The sequence below is a fragment of the Halomonas sp. 3A7M genome (assembly GCF_014897875.1).
GTDB lineage: Bacteria > Pseudomonadota > Gammaproteobacteria > Pseudomonadales > Halomonadaceae > Vreelandella.
This window is the reverse complement of sequence record NZ_JABUZD010000089.1, coordinates 1-18,831: the sequence shown is the minus strand read 5'-3', so window position 1 is coordinate 18,831 and position 18,831 is coordinate 1. Positions and strand designations below refer to the sequence as shown.

At 51.9% G+C, this 18,831-nt stretch carries 17 protein-coding genes; 10 read left to right on the top strand and 7 right to left on the bottom strand.

Translation table 11 applies throughout. From position 1 onward, the window contains the following. Positions 1-99: 99 nt before the first annotated feature. Positions 100-2,121 (bottom strand): FAD-dependent oxidoreductase, encoded by a 2,022-nt coding sequence (locus INT19_RS08215; RefSeq protein ID WP_193060409.1) that lies wholly within the window; start codon positions 2,119-2,121, stop codon positions 100-102. A gap of 192 nt (positions 2,122-2,313) precedes the next feature. On the opposite strand from INT19_RS08215, the gene INT19_RS08210 reads away from it, so the two are divergent. Both INT19_RS08210 and INT19_RS08205 read left to right on the top strand, forming a co-directional pair. Further along, the gene (locus tag INT19_RS08210; protein WP_193060408.1) at positions 2,314-3,231 is read left to right on the top strand and encodes a DMT family transporter; all 918 of its coding nucleotides are present in this window, start codon (positions 2,314-2,316) and stop codon (positions 3,229-3,231) included. Between the two features lie 42 nt (positions 3,232-3,273). Then, positions 3,274-4,842, top strand: a complete 1,569-nt coding sequence (locus tag INT19_RS08205; RefSeq protein ID WP_193060407.1) for a GNAT family N-acetyltransferase — start codon at positions 3,274-3,276, stop codon at positions 4,840-4,842. A gap of 78 nt (positions 4,843-4,920) precedes the next feature. On the opposite strand, the gene INT19_RS08200 is transcribed toward INT19_RS08205, so the two are convergent. The 3 genes from INT19_RS08200 to INT19_RS08190 all read right to left on the bottom strand — a co-directional run bounded on the left by INT19_RS08200 (position 4,921) and on the right by INT19_RS08190 (position 7,486). Then, positions 4,921-5,220: an MGMT family protein gene (locus tag INT19_RS08200; protein WP_038477012.1), complete on the bottom strand. Its 300-nt coding sequence runs from the start codon at positions 5,218-5,220 to the stop codon at positions 4,921-4,923. Between the two features lie 27 nt (positions 5,221-5,247). Further along, positions 5,248-5,853 carry an FMN-dependent NADH-azoreductase gene (locus INT19_RS08195; RefSeq protein WP_193060406.1) on the bottom strand — a complete coding sequence of 202 codons (606 nt, stop codon included), beginning with the start codon at positions 5,851-5,853 and terminating at the stop codon, positions 5,248-5,250. Positions 5,854-6,034: 181 nt separating this feature from the next. Continuing rightward, complete coding sequence (locus tag INT19_RS08190; RefSeq protein ID WP_193060405.1) at positions 6,035-7,486, bottom strand: alanine/glycine:cation symporter family protein; 1,452 nt, start codon at positions 7,484-7,486, stop codon at positions 6,035-6,037. A gap of 210 nt (positions 7,487-7,696) precedes the next feature. Between INT19_RS08190 and INT19_RS08185 the strand changes: the two genes are divergently transcribed. Next, positions 7,697-8,392, top strand: a complete 696-nt coding sequence (locus INT19_RS08185; protein WP_125750223.1) for a TVP38/TMEM64 family protein — start codon at positions 7,697-7,699, stop codon at positions 8,390-8,392. 8 nt (positions 8,393-8,400) lie between these two features. Here INT19_RS08185 and INT19_RS08180 read toward each other — a convergent pair whose 3' ends face one another. After that, positions 8,401-10,638, bottom strand: a complete 2,238-nt coding sequence (locus INT19_RS08180) for a glycosyltransferase (RefSeq protein ID WP_193060404.1) — start codon at positions 10,636-10,638, stop codon at positions 8,401-8,403. Between the two features lie 51 nt (positions 10,639-10,689). Beyond that, positions 10,690-11,118: a secondary thiamine-phosphate synthase enzyme YjbQ gene (locus INT19_RS08175; protein ID WP_125750229.1), complete on the bottom strand. Its 429-nt coding sequence runs from the start codon at positions 11,116-11,118 to the stop codon at positions 10,690-10,692. Between the two features lie 226 nt (positions 11,119-11,344). On the opposite strand from INT19_RS08175, the gene INT19_RS08170 reads away from it, so the two are divergent. Both INT19_RS08170 and INT19_RS08165 read left to right on the top strand, forming a co-directional pair. Further along, positions 11,345-11,860: a lipocalin family protein gene (locus INT19_RS08170; protein ID WP_146942160.1), complete on the top strand. Its 516-nt coding sequence runs from the start codon at positions 11,345-11,347 to the stop codon at positions 11,858-11,860. 17 nt (positions 11,861-11,877) lie between these two features. Next, positions 11,878-12,951, top strand: coding sequence for a tartrate dehydrogenase (locus INT19_RS08165; RefSeq protein WP_193060403.1), 1,074 nt, complete (start codon positions 11,878-11,880; stop codon positions 12,949-12,951). Between the two features lie 70 nt (positions 12,952-13,021). On the opposite strand, the gene wrbA is transcribed toward INT19_RS08165, so the two are convergent. Then, complete coding sequence (gene wrbA / locus INT19_RS08160; RefSeq protein ID WP_193060402.1) at positions 13,022-13,621, bottom strand: NAD(P)H:quinone oxidoreductase; 600 nt, start codon at positions 13,619-13,621, stop codon at positions 13,022-13,024. Between the two features lie 316 nt (positions 13,622-13,937). On the opposite strand from wrbA, the gene INT19_RS08155 reads away from it, so the two are divergent. The 5 genes from INT19_RS08155 to INT19_RS08135 all read left to right on the top strand — a co-directional run bounded on the left by INT19_RS08155 (position 13,938) and on the right by INT19_RS08135 (position 18,332). Then, on the top strand, positions 13,938-14,921 hold the full coding sequence (locus tag INT19_RS08155) for a succinylglutamate desuccinylase (protein WP_125750238.1): 984 nt from the start codon (positions 13,938-13,940) through the stop codon (positions 14,919-14,921). Between the two features lie 236 nt (positions 14,922-15,157). Then, positions 15,158-15,928, top strand: a complete 771-nt coding sequence (locus tag INT19_RS08150; protein ID WP_125750241.1) for an ABC transporter ATP-binding protein — start codon at positions 15,158-15,160, stop codon at positions 15,926-15,928. 15 nt (positions 15,929-15,943) lie between these two features. Then, the gene (locus INT19_RS08145) at positions 15,944-16,645 is read left to right on the top strand and encodes an ABC transporter permease (RefSeq protein ID WP_125750245.1); all 702 of its coding nucleotides are present in this window, start codon (positions 15,944-15,946) and stop codon (positions 16,643-16,645) included. Between the two features lies 1 nt (position 16,646). Then, positions 16,647-17,378 carry an ABC transporter permease gene (locus INT19_RS08140; protein ID WP_089039401.1) on the top strand — a complete coding sequence of 244 codons (732 nt, stop codon included), beginning with the start codon at positions 16,647-16,649 and terminating at the stop codon, positions 17,376-17,378. Between the two features lie 183 nt (positions 17,379-17,561). Beyond that, on the top strand, positions 17,562-18,332 hold the full coding sequence (locus INT19_RS08135; RefSeq protein ID WP_089039402.1) for a transporter substrate-binding domain-containing protein: 771 nt from the start codon (positions 17,562-17,564) through the stop codon (positions 18,330-18,332). Positions 18,333-18,831 lie beyond the last annotated feature (499 nt).

Sequence of the window (18,831 nt, the reverse complement as noted above, 5' to 3'; positions counted from 1 at the left end):
CGCCTTAATTTGTTAACTGTGGTTAACAGCTACACTGATCGACCAGTCTATCGCCATTTCAACGCTTACGTCACCCGCCTGACTCGCTTGTGCCTACCGCTAAAGGGAAGCGGCAAGACGTGTGCCTTGATCAATGGCCCGCTTTGCGTCTAGCTCAGCAGCTTCATCGGCACCGCCAATCACATGAAAGCATGCTCCCGCCTGGCTTAAAGGCGCGATAAGCTCGCGAACCGACTCCTGCCCAGCGCATACCACGACAGTATCCACCGCCAGCACCTGCTCCTCGCCATCTCGGCGAATGTGAAGGCCGGCATCATCAATTTTCAAATACTCGCAGCCAGTGAGGGTTTTAACGCCCCGTTGTTTTAGTGATGCGCGGTGTACCCAACCCGACGTTTTACCTAGGTTCTTACCTGGTTTAGAGCTTTTGCGTTGAAGCATAACAATGTCACGAAGAGAAACTGGTGGCATTGGCGGTTTCAGACCACCACGATCGCCCACGGCAAGGTCAACGCCCCACTCATCACACCAGGCTGCCACATCCATTTCAGGATGCCCCTGGTCGGCGAGCAGCTCTGAAACATCAAAGCCAATACCACCCGCGCCAATCACGGCTACGCGCCGGCCCACACGCTCAGGGTGCTCAATGGCCTCAGCGTAGCTAAGCACGCTGGCATGGTCAGCCCCTGGTAGCGCAAGTTCACGGGGAATCACGCCGGTGGCAATCACTACCTCGTCAAATTCAGCTAATGTATCGAGGGTAGCCGCTGTATTTAGGCGAACATCCACCGCATGTTTTTCTAGCATTACTCGGAAGTAGCGCAACGTTTCGTTAAATTCTTCTTTACCTGGAATTTTACGGGCGTAATTAAACTGCCCACCCAGCTCGCTACGTCGCTCAAACAGCACCACGTTATGCCCCCGACTGGCAGCGGCCACGGCGGTGGCAAGCCCCGCGGGGCCCCCGCCGACAACCGCTACCCGCTTAGGTGTTTGCGTGGGTTCGAGGGTTAACTCTGTTTCATGACACGCCCTGGGGTTAACCAAGCATGATGTGAGCTTGCCCATAAAGGTGTGGTCTAGGCAGGCTTGGTTACAGGCAATACAGGTATTAATTTCGTCTGAAAGGCCCGCCTCGGCTTTACGCACCCATTCAGGGTCAGCCAAAAACGGGCGTGCCATCGACACCATATCGGCATGCCCCTCTGCTAGCACGCGCTCAGCAACCTCGGGCATATTGATACGGTTGGTGGTGATCAGCGGGATGGATAGTGCTGATTTAATACGTTTGGTAACTTCGGTAAACGCTGCACGAGGTACGCTAGTCACAATGGTTGGTACTCGGGCTTCGTGCCAGCCAATACCAGTGTTGATCACATTTGCGCCTGCAGCTTCAATGGATTGGCCAAGTTGCACCACTTCTTCCCACGTACTGCCTTCTTCCACCAGATCAATCATCGATAGGCGAAAGATCATCAAAAAGCGCTCGCCCACTGCCGCGCGAATGCGTTTCACAATTTCGATCGGGAAGCGAATACGGCGCTCAAAATCGCCGCCCCACTCATCATCACGCTGATTGGTACGACGACAAATGAACTGGTTGATCAAATAACCTTCAGAGCCCATTACCTCAACACCGTCATAACCCGCCTGCTGGGCAAGCTGGGCACAGCGCACATAGTCGTCTATCTGCTGCTCAACGTCGTCGCTTGAAAGTGCCCGAGGCATAAACGGGTTGATCGGCGCCTGCAGCGCAGAAGGTGCCACCAGCTCTGGCGAGTAGGCATAGCGCCCAGCATGGAGAATCTGCATACACAGATGTCCGCCCGCGTCATGAACAGCGTCAACCACGCACTTATGCTCAGCTAGCTGAGACTCGTCAGTGAGGGCATTAGCCCCTTGGAACACAGCGCCTTCAGCATTAGGAGCAATGCCGCCCGTCACAATCAGGCTGACACCCGCGCGAGCCCGCTCAGCATAGAAGGCTGCTAGACGCTCAAAACCGTTGGGAGCTTCTTCTAAATTGGTGTGCATTGAGCCCATCAACACACGATTAGGCAGCGTTAAATGGCCAACGGTCAGTGGTCGAAACAGATGCGGGTAAGCGGGCGTATGGTTCATCACGGTACTCCTTTATATTATTAACAACATTCAAACAAGCGTATGACATACACCGCCTCACGTACAGTCCTTTACACCCCTTAATCTGTCACCCTTTGGCCGCCTTGCGAAACCATCAACCTTTGTGGCAAAGCACTTGCTCCTCTTGCGAAAGCACGTCACATTACCAGGCTAACGATAAGGGAACGCGCTATGCCATTGATTTACTTTTTACCGCCACTGGCCACTGTGTTGATTTGGTCAGGGAATATGACAATTAACCAATTAACAGTGGGTGCCATTGCGCCCAGCAGTATCGCTTTTCTACGTTGGTTGCTGGCACTGGCGGTAATGACACCGTTTGTGCTTCCTGCGGCATTACGTCATCGCGATGAAATACGCCGCCACTGGCCGAAACTGGCGTTGCTAGGGCTACTTGGCATGGGGCTATGGCAAGGCTTGGCGTATATGGCGGCGGAAACAACGACTGCTACTAATATGGGCATTTTGGCTGCCATGGTGCCGCTTCTCACCGTACTATTAAGCGCTCTGATCTTGCGCGAGCCGCCTACCTTAGGCGGTATTGCCGGGGGCGTTCTGGCGTTTATTGGCGTCACGGTACTGCTTGGGCGAGGCAACCCCTTGTCTCTGCTGCAACTGCAGGTAGCCATCGGTGACGCATTGATGGTGGTTGCTGCCACCTGCTACGCCCTTTACGGTGTAATGCTGAAGCGCTGGGCGATGAACCTACCCCCTTGGGTCATGCTCTATGCCCAGGTCTGCTTTGCGGTTCTATTCCTGCTGCCGCCCTATTTAATGGGTCCCATGACACCGGTAGATAGCCACAATATAGGGTTAATTCTCTACGCAGGCATTCCTGCCTCCATCATTACCACGTTCTTATGGATGCGCGCGGTGCGCCAAATCGGCGCGAACCAATCGAGTATCTTTATCAACTTAATGCCGCTATTTAGCGCCCTGATTGCCATGGCGTTTTTAGGCGAGCAGGTGGCCGGGTTCCACTTTATGGGTGGGCTACTCATTCTTGCCGGGGTCATCATGGCACAAACGCTGACACGCCCCTTGGTGCGCCCTATTGCGGCGGATAAAACGAGCAACGCACAGCAATGATACAATAGGCCACCTTCATTCGACGGCCGGGAACCCCTGAACATGTCCTTAGAAGAACTGCACCTTAATCTTCGCAACCTCACCAGCGATGACTACGACCAGCTCAAAACGCTGATGGATGCGGTATATCACGACATCGGCGGTGCGTGGCCAAAGCACACTATTGACAAGCTCATTCAGGAATTTCCTGATGGCCAAATTGCCATTGAGGACGATGGTACGCTGGTGGGCGTTGCGCTAACGGTACAGGTCGATTACGACGAGTTTTCTAACCCGCATAAATATGACGACCTGATCGGCCATCGTGAAACTATCCTTAACGACCAAGATGGCGATGCCATGTACGGGCTGGATGTGTTGATCCACCCCGACTACCGTGGCTATCGCTTAGGTCGGCGTTTATATGAAGCCCGCAAAGAGCTGTGCCGCTCGCACAACCTGCGTGCAATTCTGGCAGGTGGACGCATTCCCGAGTACCACCAGCACGCCCAAGAACTGACCCCAGCAGAGTACATCGAAAAAGTCTCTCGCAAAGAGATCTACGACCCGATTTTGTCGTTCCAATTGGCTAACGACTTCCAAGTAAAACGCTTACTGCGTAAATATTTGCCGGAAGATGAGCAGTCCCGCGGCTATGCCACGCTGTTGGAGTGGAACAACATCCTGTTCGAGCCTGCTGAGAGCGTGCTAGATACCCGCCCGACTCAAGTACGAGTGGGCGCAGTACAGTGGCAAATGCGTGAGTTCGCTTCCGTGGAAGCAGCCCTGCAACAAATTGAGTACTTTGTTGACGCATTATCAGATTATCAAAGTGACTTTGCGGTATTCCCGGAGTTGTTCAATGCGCCACTGATGGGCCTACAAGACCGCTCGGCCCAGCAGGATCAAATGGGCGCGATTCGCTTTTTAGCGGGCTTCACCGAGCGTTTTAAAAGCGAGCTTTCGCGGATGGCGGTGTCGTATAACATCAACATCGTTGGTGGCTCGATGATTGAAGTCGGTGACGATGACCGGCTATACAACATTGCCTACTTATTCCACCGGGATGGCAAAATCGAAAAGCAGTCGAAGCTGCATATCACCCCCCAAGAGCGCCGCGACTGGGTGATCGAAGGGGGTGATAACCTGCAGGTCTTTGACACCGATGCAGGTCGCGTGGGCATTTTGATTTGCTACGACGTTGAGTTCCCGGAGCTTGGCCGCCTGCTAGCCGATCAGGATATGGATATACTGTTTGTACCGTTCTGGACAGACACCAAAAACGGCTATCTGCGAGTACGCCACTGCGCCCAAGCAAGAGCCATTGAAAACGAGTGCTATGTAGTACTGTGTGGCAGCGTCGGCAACTTACCTTCGATCGAGAACCTGGATATCCAGTATGCCCAATCGGCAGTGTTCTCACCGTCAGACTTCGCTTTCCCCCACGATGCAGTGCTGGCGGAAACCACGCCTAACACCGAAATGATCTTCTTCTCGGACCTAGACCTGACGCGTCTTACCGTTGTGCGTGCCGAAGGCTCAGTCACCAACTTGAAAGATCGTCGCAAAGATTTATTTGACCTACGCTGGCGCGACTGGTCCTGGAAGTCTGGGGCTAATCTGGAAGAGTAAATTAATAACGCCGCCGAATGAACTGGCACTCAATAGTACCCAATAGTTGGGCGGCGTTATTTTTACAGCGCTTCTGGCTCAATCAGGCCAGACAAGATGGGCAGGAACGCGCCCTTTGCTATCAAACATAACGCCTTCATCGCGCAATTTCTGATGCTGGCGGTCAGCACCGCCGTGGTCGGCTAGCGTTAGCGACGCAGCAATGACGCGATGCCAGGGTAGCTGATGCCCTTCTGGTAAGTGGCGCATCGCCGAGCCAACCATGCGCGGCGTAGCGCCCTCCGTCATCGCCGCGATACGCCCATAGGTGGTTACCCGCCCAGCAGGAATCTGATCAACAATGGTATAAATTTGTTCGAGCAGTTCTGGGCGTGGCATTGTCACCTCTTTTAAATCAACGTATTACTAGAGTGTTTCGACCAGTTGATCGATCGCTTGGAACGCTTCTTTTAGCGCAGCATCACGCTGAGCGTCACCCATATTCAAGCCTTCCGCAAAGACAACATCCACATCGCTAATGCCCATTAAACCGAGCATGGCTTTAAGGTGTGGCGTTTGGCTGTCTAATTCAGTCCCTGCGTACTGACCACCGCGAGCCGCTAAAATAATCGCACGCTTACCTTCAAGCAAACCCTGCGGACCATTTTCAGTGTAACGGAAAGTTTCACCAGCGCGCAGCACGCGGTCAAACCACGCTTTCAACTGGGACGGAATACCTAAATTATACAGCGGCACCGCCAGTACTAAGACATCACTCGCCCGTAGCTCTGCCAACAGTTCGTCAGAGTGAGCTGCTAACGCTTGTTGATCGGCGTTGCGCTCGTTGGCAGGCGTCTGCCATGCACCGAGTTCTTCGATCGCAAGGTGCGGTAACGCGTTAGCCACCACATCACGCTGAGTAACCACTACATCATGAGCTTCCGTTTTGGTTTTAAAATGGTTGGCTAACGCATTGGACTGGCCGTTTTCGCCTAAAATAGAAGAAGTTACAAGCAGTGCACGTGTAGTCATGGATAATTTCCTAACGTATTAGTGGGAACTCTGGTGACTATTTTACGGCGCTTTTCGATTAAAAAAAGCGCAACGTTTCCCCTGTCTTATTCGAAAAAATCGAATACATAGACAACAAAAAGCCCCGCCCTGCGGTGCTCGCAGGGCGGGGCCTTTCGTCTATCGCATCAAAAAGTAGCGTTTATTTCCGCTTTGGCCACGCGCTAGGATCTACTTTATTTACTAATTTAGGGAATTTACTGGGATCAAACACAGGCTCTTGGCCAGCCTTCAACTGAGCGTCGTAATCACGGAACAGTGCAAAGGCAATCGGCGATAGCAGCAAAATAGCCACTAAGTTAATCACTGCCATCATACCCATGGAAAGATCGGCAAAATTCCAGATAGCACCTAAGCTAGCAACCGAGCCTACCATCACCATACCGAGTACCGCCAAGCGATAAATCAGCACCGCAATAGGCGCACGACGGCCTGCCAAGTACTCAATATTAGATTCACCGTATGAGTAGTTAGCGATCACCGAAGTGAATGCAAACAGCAAGATCGCCACGGCAATAAACATACCGCCCCAATCACCCACATGGCTAGAGAGCGCGATTTGGGTAAGCTGAATACCGTTGTTTTCTTCGCCAGCCAGCAGCTCAGGCCCAGCCATAATGATGATGGCCGCAGTGGCAGTACAAATGACCAAGGTGTCTAAAAACACGCCCAGCATTTGAATAAACCCTTGCGCAGCGGGATGGTCTGGCTGAGTACTGGCGGTCGCGGCAGCATTGGGCGCTGAACCCATACCCGCCTCGTTAGAAAACAGACCACGCTGAATACCGTTCATAATAGCTTGAGAAATGGCATACCCCATTGCACCACCGGCCGCCTGCTCTAAACCAAACGCACTCTTAATAATAGTCATAAAGGCAGCGGGCAAATCGCTGATATTGAGCGCCACCACCGTGAGTGCCAACAGCAAATACAACAGTGCCATCAGCGGCACCACTAGCTCAGCTACTTTAGCAATCGACTTCAGGCCGCCAAATATAATGGGCGTAATCACCGCCATCAGAACTAACCCCATGGCCCAGGTGGGAATGGCAAATGCCTGTTCCATGGCCTGGGCGATGGAGTTGGCCTGTACGCTGTTAAACGCCAACCCGAACGCGATAATTAAGCAGATCGAAAACAGTACCGCCAGCCAGCGAAGCCCCAGGCCACGTTCAATATAGCGAGCCGGACCACCACGGAAGGTGTTATCACCGTGATCAACTTTATAGGCCTGGGCTAGAGTGGACTCCACAAAACTGGTCGCCATACCCACCATGGCGGTCAGCCACATCCAAAAGATCGCGCCGGGACCACCAAAATAAATCGCTACCGCCACACCAGCTAGGTTACCGGTACCAACCCGTGCCGCCAGACTGGTAGAAAGTGCCTGAAAAGAAGAGATACCGCCGTTAGATTGACGCGAACTGCGCAGCAGTTTGAACATGTGTCCAAAGTAACGTACTTGGATACCGCGGGTCATAATGGTGAAGTAGAGGCCAGCACCGATCAGCAGGTAGATCAGCACACTGCCCCATAGCAGCCCGTTGCCGCGATCAACCATCGCCGTCAACAGAGGAGGAAGAGTAAAATCCATAGGTAATGCGCCTTTTGTATAACAGTGGAGGCGCCTCATTCTTCACGGCTGCACCAAAATGGCAAGAAAAATGGAAAAATTCCTATCAGACAGCCATTACCACTAACTAAATTGGTCTCATTAGCCACGCTTAAACACCGAATATGATTTCATCCAGTTACGCCTCTAACGTATGCTGTCGCTTTTTTAGTACCAGCGACGGGGAAATAGATGTCACGCACGTTACTAAAAGGCATTGGGCTAGTTGTTGTAGTGGTCATGCTGGGTATCATGTGGCGTTGGCTTCAGCAGCAAGGCTTACTCACCGAAACCCACCTGACCGAGCTAGCGTCCACCATCAGTCAATGGAAGCAAGCTCCCTGGATGTTTGTCGCCGTGATAGCCGTTTATACCGGCTCGCTACTGATCATGTTTCCGTTAAGCCTGCTAGTCGTATTGACCGGCCTACTGTTTGGGCCGCTGTGGGGGCTGGCTTATGCCACGCTGGGTACGCTTAGTTCTTCGGTCGCCTCTTATTGGGTCGGCTATTGGATGGGGCGCGACGCACTAATGCGCTATGGCGGACGCCATTTGCGTGGGCTTTCCGGCTACTTATCCAAGCGCGGCATTCGCACCATGGCTGTGATCAATCTGTTGCCCTTAGCCCCTTTCACGCTCACCAATATGCTAGCCGGTGCGTTTCATGTTGATTTTCGCGATTACATGATCGGATCGACCTTGGGAATTGTGCCAGGGCTCGCGGCGGTAATACTGCTAGGAAGCCAATTGGGCGCCCTATTTACCGCGGCGTCTCATCAAGAATTGGTATGGGCAGTAATAGGCCTTGGCGCTGGCGTGGGACTGCTGTGGTTGCTAAAGCGTATAGCGACCTCACGATCTAGCAAAAATAACAACGACCCGGCCTGAAACAGCGGCTATTTCGCGTAATACTTGGCCAGTACCTCGGCATAGAAGTGCGCGACCGCTCCTGCAAACTTAGCAATATCATAGTCGCTAGCAAATCTTTTTGCCTGCTTGCCCAGGGTGTCTCTCAACGCGTTATCCTCGGCTAACGCCATTACTCGCTGCCCCCACTTTTGCCGATTTTGCGGCGTTTTATAGCCATTAAAGCCATCACGCACTACGTCATCAATACCGCTAGAGCGTACCGCCACAACTGGCAGGCCAGCGGCCATGGCTTCTAAAATCACCATGCCTTGAGTTTCAGAAGTAGACGCAAACACAAAGATGTCGCCTAAGTGGTAATAGCGCGCCATCTTCTCCGGCGGCACAGCGCCCACCAAAGTTACCTGCTCCTGCAGCGCTAATGCTTCTATATGCTGTTGAATGGTTTGTCGATCAGGGCCATCACCAATTAACAATAAGCGCAACGACTGCCTGCCCAGTTTTTTCAATTCCGCCAATGCCTCCAGCATAAAACCAATATTTTTTTCTTGGCTAATTCTCGAGACACTCACCAACACCGTGTCGGCTGGATCGATGGAAAGCTGATGGCGCAGCTCTTCCAGCGCATCACGATCCGTGTCGGCGAATCGCGCCGTATCAATGCCCGTAGGCTGTATTAGCGTCGGTGTTTTCACCCCAATCATGCGTAGATACTCTTCTGCCGAGTAGGTGGGCACGATGACGCCTTGGCAGCGGTTAGAGAAGTGTTTGATCAACGAATGCGAAATCAAATTACGAAACAGAGCTCCAGGCAGCGGCACAAAATGGGCGTAATGTTCTAACCGTGTGTGATAGGTATAAACAACCGGCACACGTAGCCGCCGCCCCATCCATAGCCCCATCGACCCCAGCCAAAAAGGATGATGGACATGGATAATATCCGGCTTAAAGCGCTGCAGGCAGTGGCGAAAACGTGCACTAAACGGATTGGTCAAACGGAACTCACGCTTTTCACCAAAGGCCATCACAGTGGGTACACGCAAGATCGTCTCATCGTCTTGCCACGCCTCTCGATAACGCGGCACCAACAACTGCACCTGATGTTTTAACTCGCTTAGTCCTTGACGAAGTCGCTCAACGGAAACCGACACGCCGGAGACGAACGGGAAGTAGTTATTCGATATCATCGCCACCCGCAGGGGCTTCTCCAGATACGGTGTTGGGTCGATATCAAAATCTGGGTAATAGTGGCGCTCTTCAAAAATCAGTCGGTACAAGCGCATCGCCAGCAGTGACAACACCCCGACAATGAGCAGGAAGCGAGGGTAGCTGACGTAAAAAAACGCATAAATCGTTGAGGCAACGCTGCTGAGCATACGCCACCAGCCTGGACTATCCACATTCAGCCGAACGGGTGTTATAGCTACGTTTTCGCCATTGACCTCGACCACTACATAGTGATGAAAACTGTCATTAGCATCCATTAAAATGCCGCCAGCTCCCCCCGTGGTGACGTAATCCACACCATTCAGCGATTGGTGTGAATAAAGCGACAGGTTGGCCGAAAACACACTGTCCACCGCGTACTGCTCTGACAAGCGCATAATGCCTTCACTCAGCCGTGGATCATTGAGGTAATTATCGGCTTCAAATAAGGGCGCATCGCTAATCACGTTATGCAGTGGCAAGCCAATGAACAAAAACCGATGCTGCGCTTCAGAGGCAGCCAGCTCGCGCTCTAACCAATCTAGCTGCCATGAGGTAGACGACTTACCCGTACCATCCAAAAAGATAAAATGGCTGTTACCGGCAACGAAGGAATAAAAATGCGGGCCAAAGTATTCATAGAAAAGATAACTGCCAAAATCGCTGTCTTCATGGGCGCCATAAGTCAGCACATACGGCACGCTTAACTGCTCTAAACTTTGGGAAATCGCCTTATAGCTCTCCTGCTGCCCCCCACTCACCGCATTCCCCGCTGACACCATAAAATCAATATCGCTTTGGTTCAGCATGGGAATGATTTCATCCTGAAACACATTCACTGAATTATTGATATTACCTACTACCGCAAAACGGTAGGAGTTTCGTTCTGCGAGTTGCTCACGGATATCCGCCACTTCCCTAGTGTGCAATGCCTCAAATTCAGGCTTAGCGACATAGAGCCATATTTGGTGAGTAATCAGCCCTGCCACCAGCGCGAGGTTGAGCACAAACAGCAGTCTTAGCCAGCGCTGGCGAGTCAAGCGAAAAGAGCGTCGAAGCATGTAGAGGCGCTTATTGAAAAGAAGTCGTTAGAAAAGAAAAAAATCGGATGTTTAATTCGCTTCACGGCCGTTTATCGTTGCTAACAGACGACGCGAACCACCCTGCTCACGGTGTTCCCCCATCCATATTCCTTGCCAGGTGCCCAGCGCCAAACGGCCATCACGTATGGCGAGCGTTAGCTGAGTACCCAGTAAGCTGGAGGCTACATGAGCGGGCATATCGTCTGGGCCTTCAAGGGTATGGCGAAAATAGTTTAGGCCTTCAGGTACTAAGCGGCGAATAAAGGCATCCAGGTCGTGACGGACGTCAGGATCAGAGTTTTCATTTAATGTAAGCGAGGCAGAAGTATGCATTAACTGCAGGTGCAGTAGCCCTTGACTACACTCGGCCAAGCGCGGCAATGCCCTGGCGATCTCATCCGTAATTAGATGAAAGCCCCTGGGCATTTCCGGTAAGTGAATCTCTTGTTGATGCCACATAACCACTCCTTTGTTGTAGATATTGTAAGGGCTTATTCAGTACAGAAATACCAAAACCTATTTCCATTTCCTTCCGGTTCAAGAGCCACCTAAGGAAACCGTTCATGGCGCTTATTTCACCATACTGATAGATTTAACACTTATTATTCCATGCAGTCATTAGGAGCGTGCAATGCTCACTGCCGAACGAATACCAGGCAAGAAAGTGGGGGAAATCATTGGGCTTATGGCCCTCAGCAGCCTTGTACTAACCGGCTGTACCGGCATTCCTGACGGCACCGAGCCTGTCACAGACTTTGAACTTAACCGCTATTTAGGTCAGTGGTATGAAATCGCCCGCTTGGATCACTCCTTTGAGCGAAACTTAGACTGCGTAACGGCTAGCTACAGCTTACGTGACGATGGCGGTGTCCGTGTGATCAATCGTGGCTACAACCTCACAGAGCAAACATGGAATGAAGCTGAAGGCCGCGCCTACTTTATTGACGATGAAAACATCGGGCGGTTAAAAGTCAGCTTTTTTGGCCCTTTTTATGGCGGCTATAACGTTTTAGAACTGGATGAAGACTATCAGTGGGCGCTGGTATCAGGCCCGAACCGCGATTACCTATGGATTCTCTCGCGTACGCCAGTGATGGAAAGCGCGGTGGAAGAGCGGCTACGCCAGCGCGCCGCCGAGCTTAATTTCCCCACTAGTGAATTGATTGACGTTGTCCAAGATAATAGCTGTCCCGAACGCTAACTACAGAAGGAGCCACTATGGCCCACCGCATTGCTGTCATCGCTGGCGACGGTATTGGCACCGAAGTCATGCCCGAAGGCATTCGCGCCCTGGAAGCTGCCGCACAGCGCTTCAACATTGACCTTGCATTCACCACGTTTGAATTTGGTAGCTGTGACTACTACCTAGCGCACGGCAAAATGCTGCCCGACGACTGGTTCGAGCAGCTCAAGGGCTTTGATGCGCTGTTTTACGGCGCCGTCGGCTGGCCCGACAAAGTGCCCGACCATATTTCACTCTGGGGTTCGTTGCTACAGTTTCGTCGCCAGTTTGACCAGTACATTAACTTACGCCCCTGCAAACTGATGCCGGGCATCAAAAGTCCATTAGCAGGCCGCGAGCCAGGCGATATCGACTTTTATGTCGTGCGTGAAAACACCGAAGGCGAGTATTCAAGTGTCGGCGGCAAAATGTTCGAAGGCACCGAGCGTGAAATTGTTCTTCAAGAGACGGTGATGAGCCGCGTCGGCGTCGACCGAGTTCTGAAGTATGCGTTTGATCTTGCCCAAACCCGTCCGCGTAAAAAGCTCACCTCGGCCACCAAGTCCAACGGCATCTCAATCACCATGCCCTATTGGGACGAGCGGGTAGCCGAAATGGCCAAGCAGTATCCCGACATTGCGGTGGATAAATTTCATATTGATATCCTAACCGCTAACTTTGTACTGCACCCAGACTGGTTTGATGTGGTGGTCGGCAGTAACCTATTTGGCGATATTCTTTCAGACCTTGGCCCCGCCTGCACTGGTACTATCGGCATTGCGCCCTCTGCTAATATCAACCCGGAAGGCACGTTCCCCAGCCTGTTTGAACCGGTTCACGGCAGCGCGCCAGACATCGCTGGCAAGGGTATTGCTAACCCTATTGGCCAAATCTGGTCTGGTGCCATGATGCTAGAACACTTGGGTTATCAAGAAGCCGCCGATACGATGGTGAAAGCCATTGAAGACGTGTTGAGCGAAGGCGATAGCCAAGTACTTACCGGAGATATTGGCGGGCTAGGCAATACGCTAAGTCTAGGTCAAGCGATTGCTGAACGTATTCGCGACTAAGGCTAACTAAACAATGCCTCACTGTAAAAACAGTGAGGCATTGCCTTTCAAGCGTGCTGGCAAACGGGCGTTAGCTCGCCAGCTTCGCAGTAATTTCGGCGACATGCTTACCTTGGAAATGGGCAATTTTTAGCTCGCGATCATCCGGCTGGCGTGAACCGTCGCCGCCAGCAAGCGTGGATGCGCCATAGGGTGTTCCACCGCTCACTTTGGAAATATCAAACTGCTCTTCAATACCATAGCCAATCGGCACAATTACCATGCCGTGATGGGCTAACGTTGTCCAAGTGGAGGTAATGGTCATTTCATCACCGCCGCCGGTCCCGGTAGAGGTGAACACACTCGCCACCTTGCCACGCAGCGCGCCCTTGGCCCACAACCCACCAGTTTGGTCTAAGAAGGTACGCATCTGACCAGCCATATTGCCGAAACGCGTTGGCGTGCCAAAAATGATCGCGTCGTAATCAGCAAGCTCCTGTGGCGTCGCTTCTGGCGTCGTGAAGTCCTGCTTACCACCCGCATTTTTGAACGCTTCTGCTGGCATAGTCTCAGGCACACGTTTAACGGTCACTTCAACACCATCAACGCTTCTCGCACCCTCTGCCACAGAGGCCGCTAGCGTATCGATGTGGCCATACATGGAATAATAAAGAACTAGTACCTTCGTCATTACCCACTCCTTGTCGTGTTTTCTGGTAGTGCTATGTCTTGCCCGTCTTGGGCTTATGAAAAGGTCTTATGAAAATCTATTAATACAATAGCTCAGCGTAGCGTAGAAAAAAGCGAATGTTTTCGATGCCCTCCTTCGATTTTATCGATTAGAACCTTTTCATATACATCAGTGGGTATGGATACTTTTCACGCTGAATTTTCATGTTCGCACCTGCGTTTTTCATGCTATCGACGTCCCCCCTTGTGGTTAAGCTTCAGCGTGTTAAAGGTACAACATTACAAAAAGCTGACGCTCCCTGCTCAAGGAAAACTTCATGCTTGGCCAATGGCTTGATTGGACTCTCGATGACAAACACTCTTCTCCGCGGTCAGGCCGCTTTGGCAGCGGTACCTACCAATTACATGCACCGGGGATTTTAGAGATAACCCCGGCGACCGTTCGTCCAGCGGCTCATGCTTGCGTGTTCTCTGCAGCGATACACGGTAACGAAACGGCCCCCGTAGAGCTGTTGGGCAGCTGGCTAGCTGCGATAGAAGCTGGCACGGTCACTCTTGGTGCTCCCGTGTTAGTGATCTTGGGCAATCTGCCTGCCTTAAAAGCCCAGCAGAGGTTTATCAGGACGAACCTCAACCGCTTATTTCAGCGCGAACTCGCCGAAACAGGCGATGAGCCTGATCGGGCTCGCGAGTTAATGTCAGCGGTAGACAGTTTTTATAATCGTCATCAGGCGCTGCCTAAACTGCACTACGATTTACACACGGCCATTCGCGGTAGCCTCTATACTCGCTTCGTTGTAGAGCCGTTCGCAGACACCGTGATCCACCCAGAGCAGTGGGAATGGCTCGCAGCGGCGGATATGCAAGCAGTGCTACACCAACACCAGCACAGTTGGACGTTTTCTCACTATAGTAAGCACTACCATGCTGCCCAAGCCTTCACTTTCGAATTAGGCCGCGTTGCGCCCTTTGGAGAAAACGATATGGCGGCATTAGCACCGATGTTAACGCTTATTAGCGCGCTTAGCGCTGGGGAACAGCCGCCTAAAAAGCCCGCTGAAACAATGAAGTTTTTCCAAGTTCAGCATGAGCTAATGCGCCAGGCTGAAAACTTTTGTCTCTGTTTCGATGAAGATGTCCCCAATTTCAGCCGCTTTGAGCCGGGCACTTGTCTCGCCAAAGATAGCGTCGCAGGTGATTTTATTGTTGGGGACACGCCTTTACATGTGGTATTTCCCAACGCAAAGGTTGAGATTGGCGCACGAGCCGCGCTGCTAGTTGCCCCTTCTCACGCCAGCTAGCGACCCAAGCACCACATTAAGAAAATTTGAACAAATGCTTTAACAACAATAACGTAGAGGCTTTTCAAGGCTTATCAATGTGTATTAAACAAACGTTTTTCTTATTAATCGCATAAGGAAAGCACGCAATACGCACAAGGCCTGATAGAATCGCCCCTTTTTTCGCGCTAGCCGCCTATCAAGCACATGTCTTAAACCTGTTGCTGTAGCGGCAACCCTGTACTGGAGCCACTGTTATGGCTGATACGCCTACCCCTCTTGAAGTGCGCAATATAAAAAAGCGCTTTGGCGATACAGAAGTTCTCAAAGGCCTCTCTCTCGAAGCTCAAAAGGGTGATGTCATCACTCTGATAGGTGCCTCGGGGTCTGGCAAAAGTACCTTCTTGCGCTGTATGAACCTCTTGGAACAACCTGACGAGGGTGAACTGTTCGTTCATGGCGAGCAGATTCGCTTTAAAACGACCAAACATGGCCGCGAACCTGCCGATTGGAAACAAGTCGTGCAAATGCGTGCCAAGCTGTCGATGGTTTTCCAGAGTTTCAACCTATGGGCCCACATGACATTGCTTGAGAACATTATCGAAGCACCTATTCATGTCCTGGGAAAACCCAAAAAAGAAGCTATCGAACACGCACGAGCACTGCTTGAGCGCGTTGGGCTAAGCGCACGCGCTGATGCCTACCCGGCGCAAATGTCGGGCGGACAGCAACAGCGCGGAGCAATTGCCCGAGCGCTCGCGATGGATCCCGAAGTAATGCTGTTCGATGAGCCAACGTCGGCGCTTGACCCAGAACTGGTCGGCGACGTTTTGAAAGTAATGCACGGCTTAGCCGATGAAGGGCGCACCATGGTGGTGGTCACTCACGAGATGAGTTTTGCCCGCGATGTATCCAGCAAAGTGATTTACCTGCACCAAGGCTTGGTAGAAGAAGCTGGCGCGCCAGCTGATGTACTGGGCAATCCGCAATCACCGCGCTTAAAGCAATTTCTGGCCCCCAAATACTGATCAGCGAGGCACACCATGCTTGATTTGCAAGGTTATGGCCCCCGCCTGATCGAAGGGGCGGGCATTACCATTCAATTAGCGGTTCTTTCGCTTATTCTGGCCATTTTACTTGGCTTGTTAACAGCGACTGCCAAAATGTCACGCAGTTGGCTCCTGCACCGCATTGCAACGGTATACACCACCGTTATTCGCGGCGTGCCCGATCTGGTACTGATGATGCTGCTGTTCTTTGGCGGTCAAATCGGTGTCAATGCCATTAGCGACATGCTGTACGACAGCTATGGAATTGATATTTATATTAATTTTAATGCATTCGCGGCGGGTGTTCTGACAATCGGCTTCATTTTTGGCGCTTACATGGGTGAAACCTTCCGCGGCGCTTTCATGGCGGTTGATAACGGCCAGATTGAAGCAGGAAAAGCGTACGGTATGAGCAGCGCTTTGGTATTTCGGCGTATTCGCTTTCCGCAAATGATGCGCCACGCACTCCCTGGCTTATCTAACAACTGGATGGTACTGCTTAAAACAACGGCACTGGTATCAGTGATCGGTTTGACAGATATGGTTCGCGTCGCTGCGGAGGCTTCCCGAGCCACCCATGAACCCTTTACTTTCTTACTTCCCGTCGCAGCGGCTTACTTGCTGATTGCCAGCGTATCAGAGTGGATCTTCGTGCGGCTACAAAAACGTTACGACATTGGCTTTGGGGGGCAATGAGATGCTGGATATTTCTGCGTGGTTCAACGACCTGCTAGCTGGCAACGTAATTTTCACCCCAGATACGTTAGGCTACTACTGGGAAGGGCTAGTCACGACAACCCAACTGGTATTCCTGTCTTTGGTAGCGGGCTTAATACTGGCAGTGCCACTTGCCGTTATGCGCAGCTCAAAGCATAAGTGGATTAGTTTACCCATCTATTTTTACACCTATGTCTTTCGTGGCACGCCACTGCTGATTCAGCTATATATCATTTACTATGGCGTGGTATTTGTTGACGGTATCCAAGAAACATTTTTGTGGCCAATCCTGCGGGAAGCTTTCTACCCCGCGCTGATTGCCTTCACGCTTAATACGGCGGCCTATACTACTGAGATTTTCCGAGGGGCTATCAAAGCGACATCCAAAGGGGAAATTGAAGCTGCCAGGGCTTACGGCATGTCACAAAACCTGATGATGCGGCGTATTATTCTGCCCAGCGCTTTCCGACGTGCCCTGCCCGCCTATGGCAACGAAGTTATCTTTATGCTGCATGCCAGCGCCATTGCCAGCGTCGTCACGCTAATGGATCTGACAGGGGCTGCACGCTTCGTTTATGCCCGCTTCTACGCACCGTTTGATGCTTTCTTATTTGTAGCAGTGATCTATCTTTGCCTCACATTTGCCATTTTGTACTTCTTCCGCTTCCTGGAGAAAAAGCTGTTGGCCCACTTAAGGCCGCAAAATAACTAGCATCACGAGAACCGTATCAAGAGCACTTAACAACAAAAGCATCGAGTGATAAAAACAGCCTCGTTTGTTGCACCGTCAAACAAACGTTGGTTCATAGCAACGCTCCCTCTTTTCGTTCGCCCCAACCTAGGGTACGTTAAAGGGGATCACCTCTAGTGAACCTGCTTTCTACGGAGTATAAGAATGAAGAAATTACTAACAGTATCTGTGCTTGGTTTAGCCATTGCCGCGGCCTCTTCTGCCCAGGCGCGGGATTACGACCATGTACGTATTGGCGTCGACGTTCCCTATGAACCAATGGAATACCGCACAGCCGATGGTGAACTGACTGGTTTTGATATCGACCTGGGCAACGCCCTATGTGATCAGATGGGTGTGACCTGTGAGTGGGTCGAGCAAGAGTGGGATGGCATTGTTCCTGGCCTTTTATCACGCAACTACGATGCCATTATGTCGTCGATGACCATCAATGAAGAGCGGCGCCAGACACTGCTCTTCTCCGACCCCTATATCACCATGCCCGGCGCTTGGTTCGCTCCAGCAGACAGCGACCTAGAAGAGGCTACAGTGGAAACCCTTGAGGGTTTATCCATTGGCGTACAGCGCGGCACCACCTATGACAACTTCGCCACCGATACCCTCGGCGACACCGCGACTATCAACCGCTACTCCACCGCCGATGATATGGTGCTGGATATGGACGCCGAGCGTCTGGACGCTGTCTTCCTGGAGTTTTCAGTAGGCAAATCTACCCTGCTTGAAAACGAAGATAGCGACTACAAAGTAGTCGGCGAGATGGTTACCGAACCCAAGGAAGTTTTCGGTGAAGGTTTTGGTATCGCCTTCCGCCAGCGTGACGAAGCACTCGCTGAGAAATTCAACGAAGCCCTTGCTGAATTGAAAGAAAACGGCACTTACGACGAAATTTTCGCTCGCTACTTTGGCGAAGAGTAAGCGCTAATAGCCTGTGTATGCCTCCCCATCTCGGGGAGGCTTATACCGCGAGAAGCTATCATGCACACTTAGCTTCTTTTCTTCTTTCAGCGCCATTCTGGTTGCAATTGCCAGCTCTAGGCGCACTTCCCCTCCCAGGTACTAGCGGCGATATCACCTGCTTTTAGCTGAACGAATGGTTCGACGAATAGCCTTCCCCTCTTTGCCCCCAGTGCCACCTAACGCCTCTAGCGTGATTGTGTAATGCACAATTTTGAACACAAAAGCTGACATTTAATTGCTGCAAAGCGACTCGTTCCGCAACTGCCGAGGCCAACTTTTGTACCCGCTCTCACGTGACCAGTTCGACCCTGCCCTGCGCCCGCGCTACGGCTTCGGCATGGGCGAGCGCTCGGCTGGCAATATCGGGGCGACCCGCCTTTTGAGCCAGCCCAGCGCGCAGTCGGTGAAGCTCGGCCAAGTACCAGCGTTCGCCGCTCGCCCGGACGATCGCGAAAGC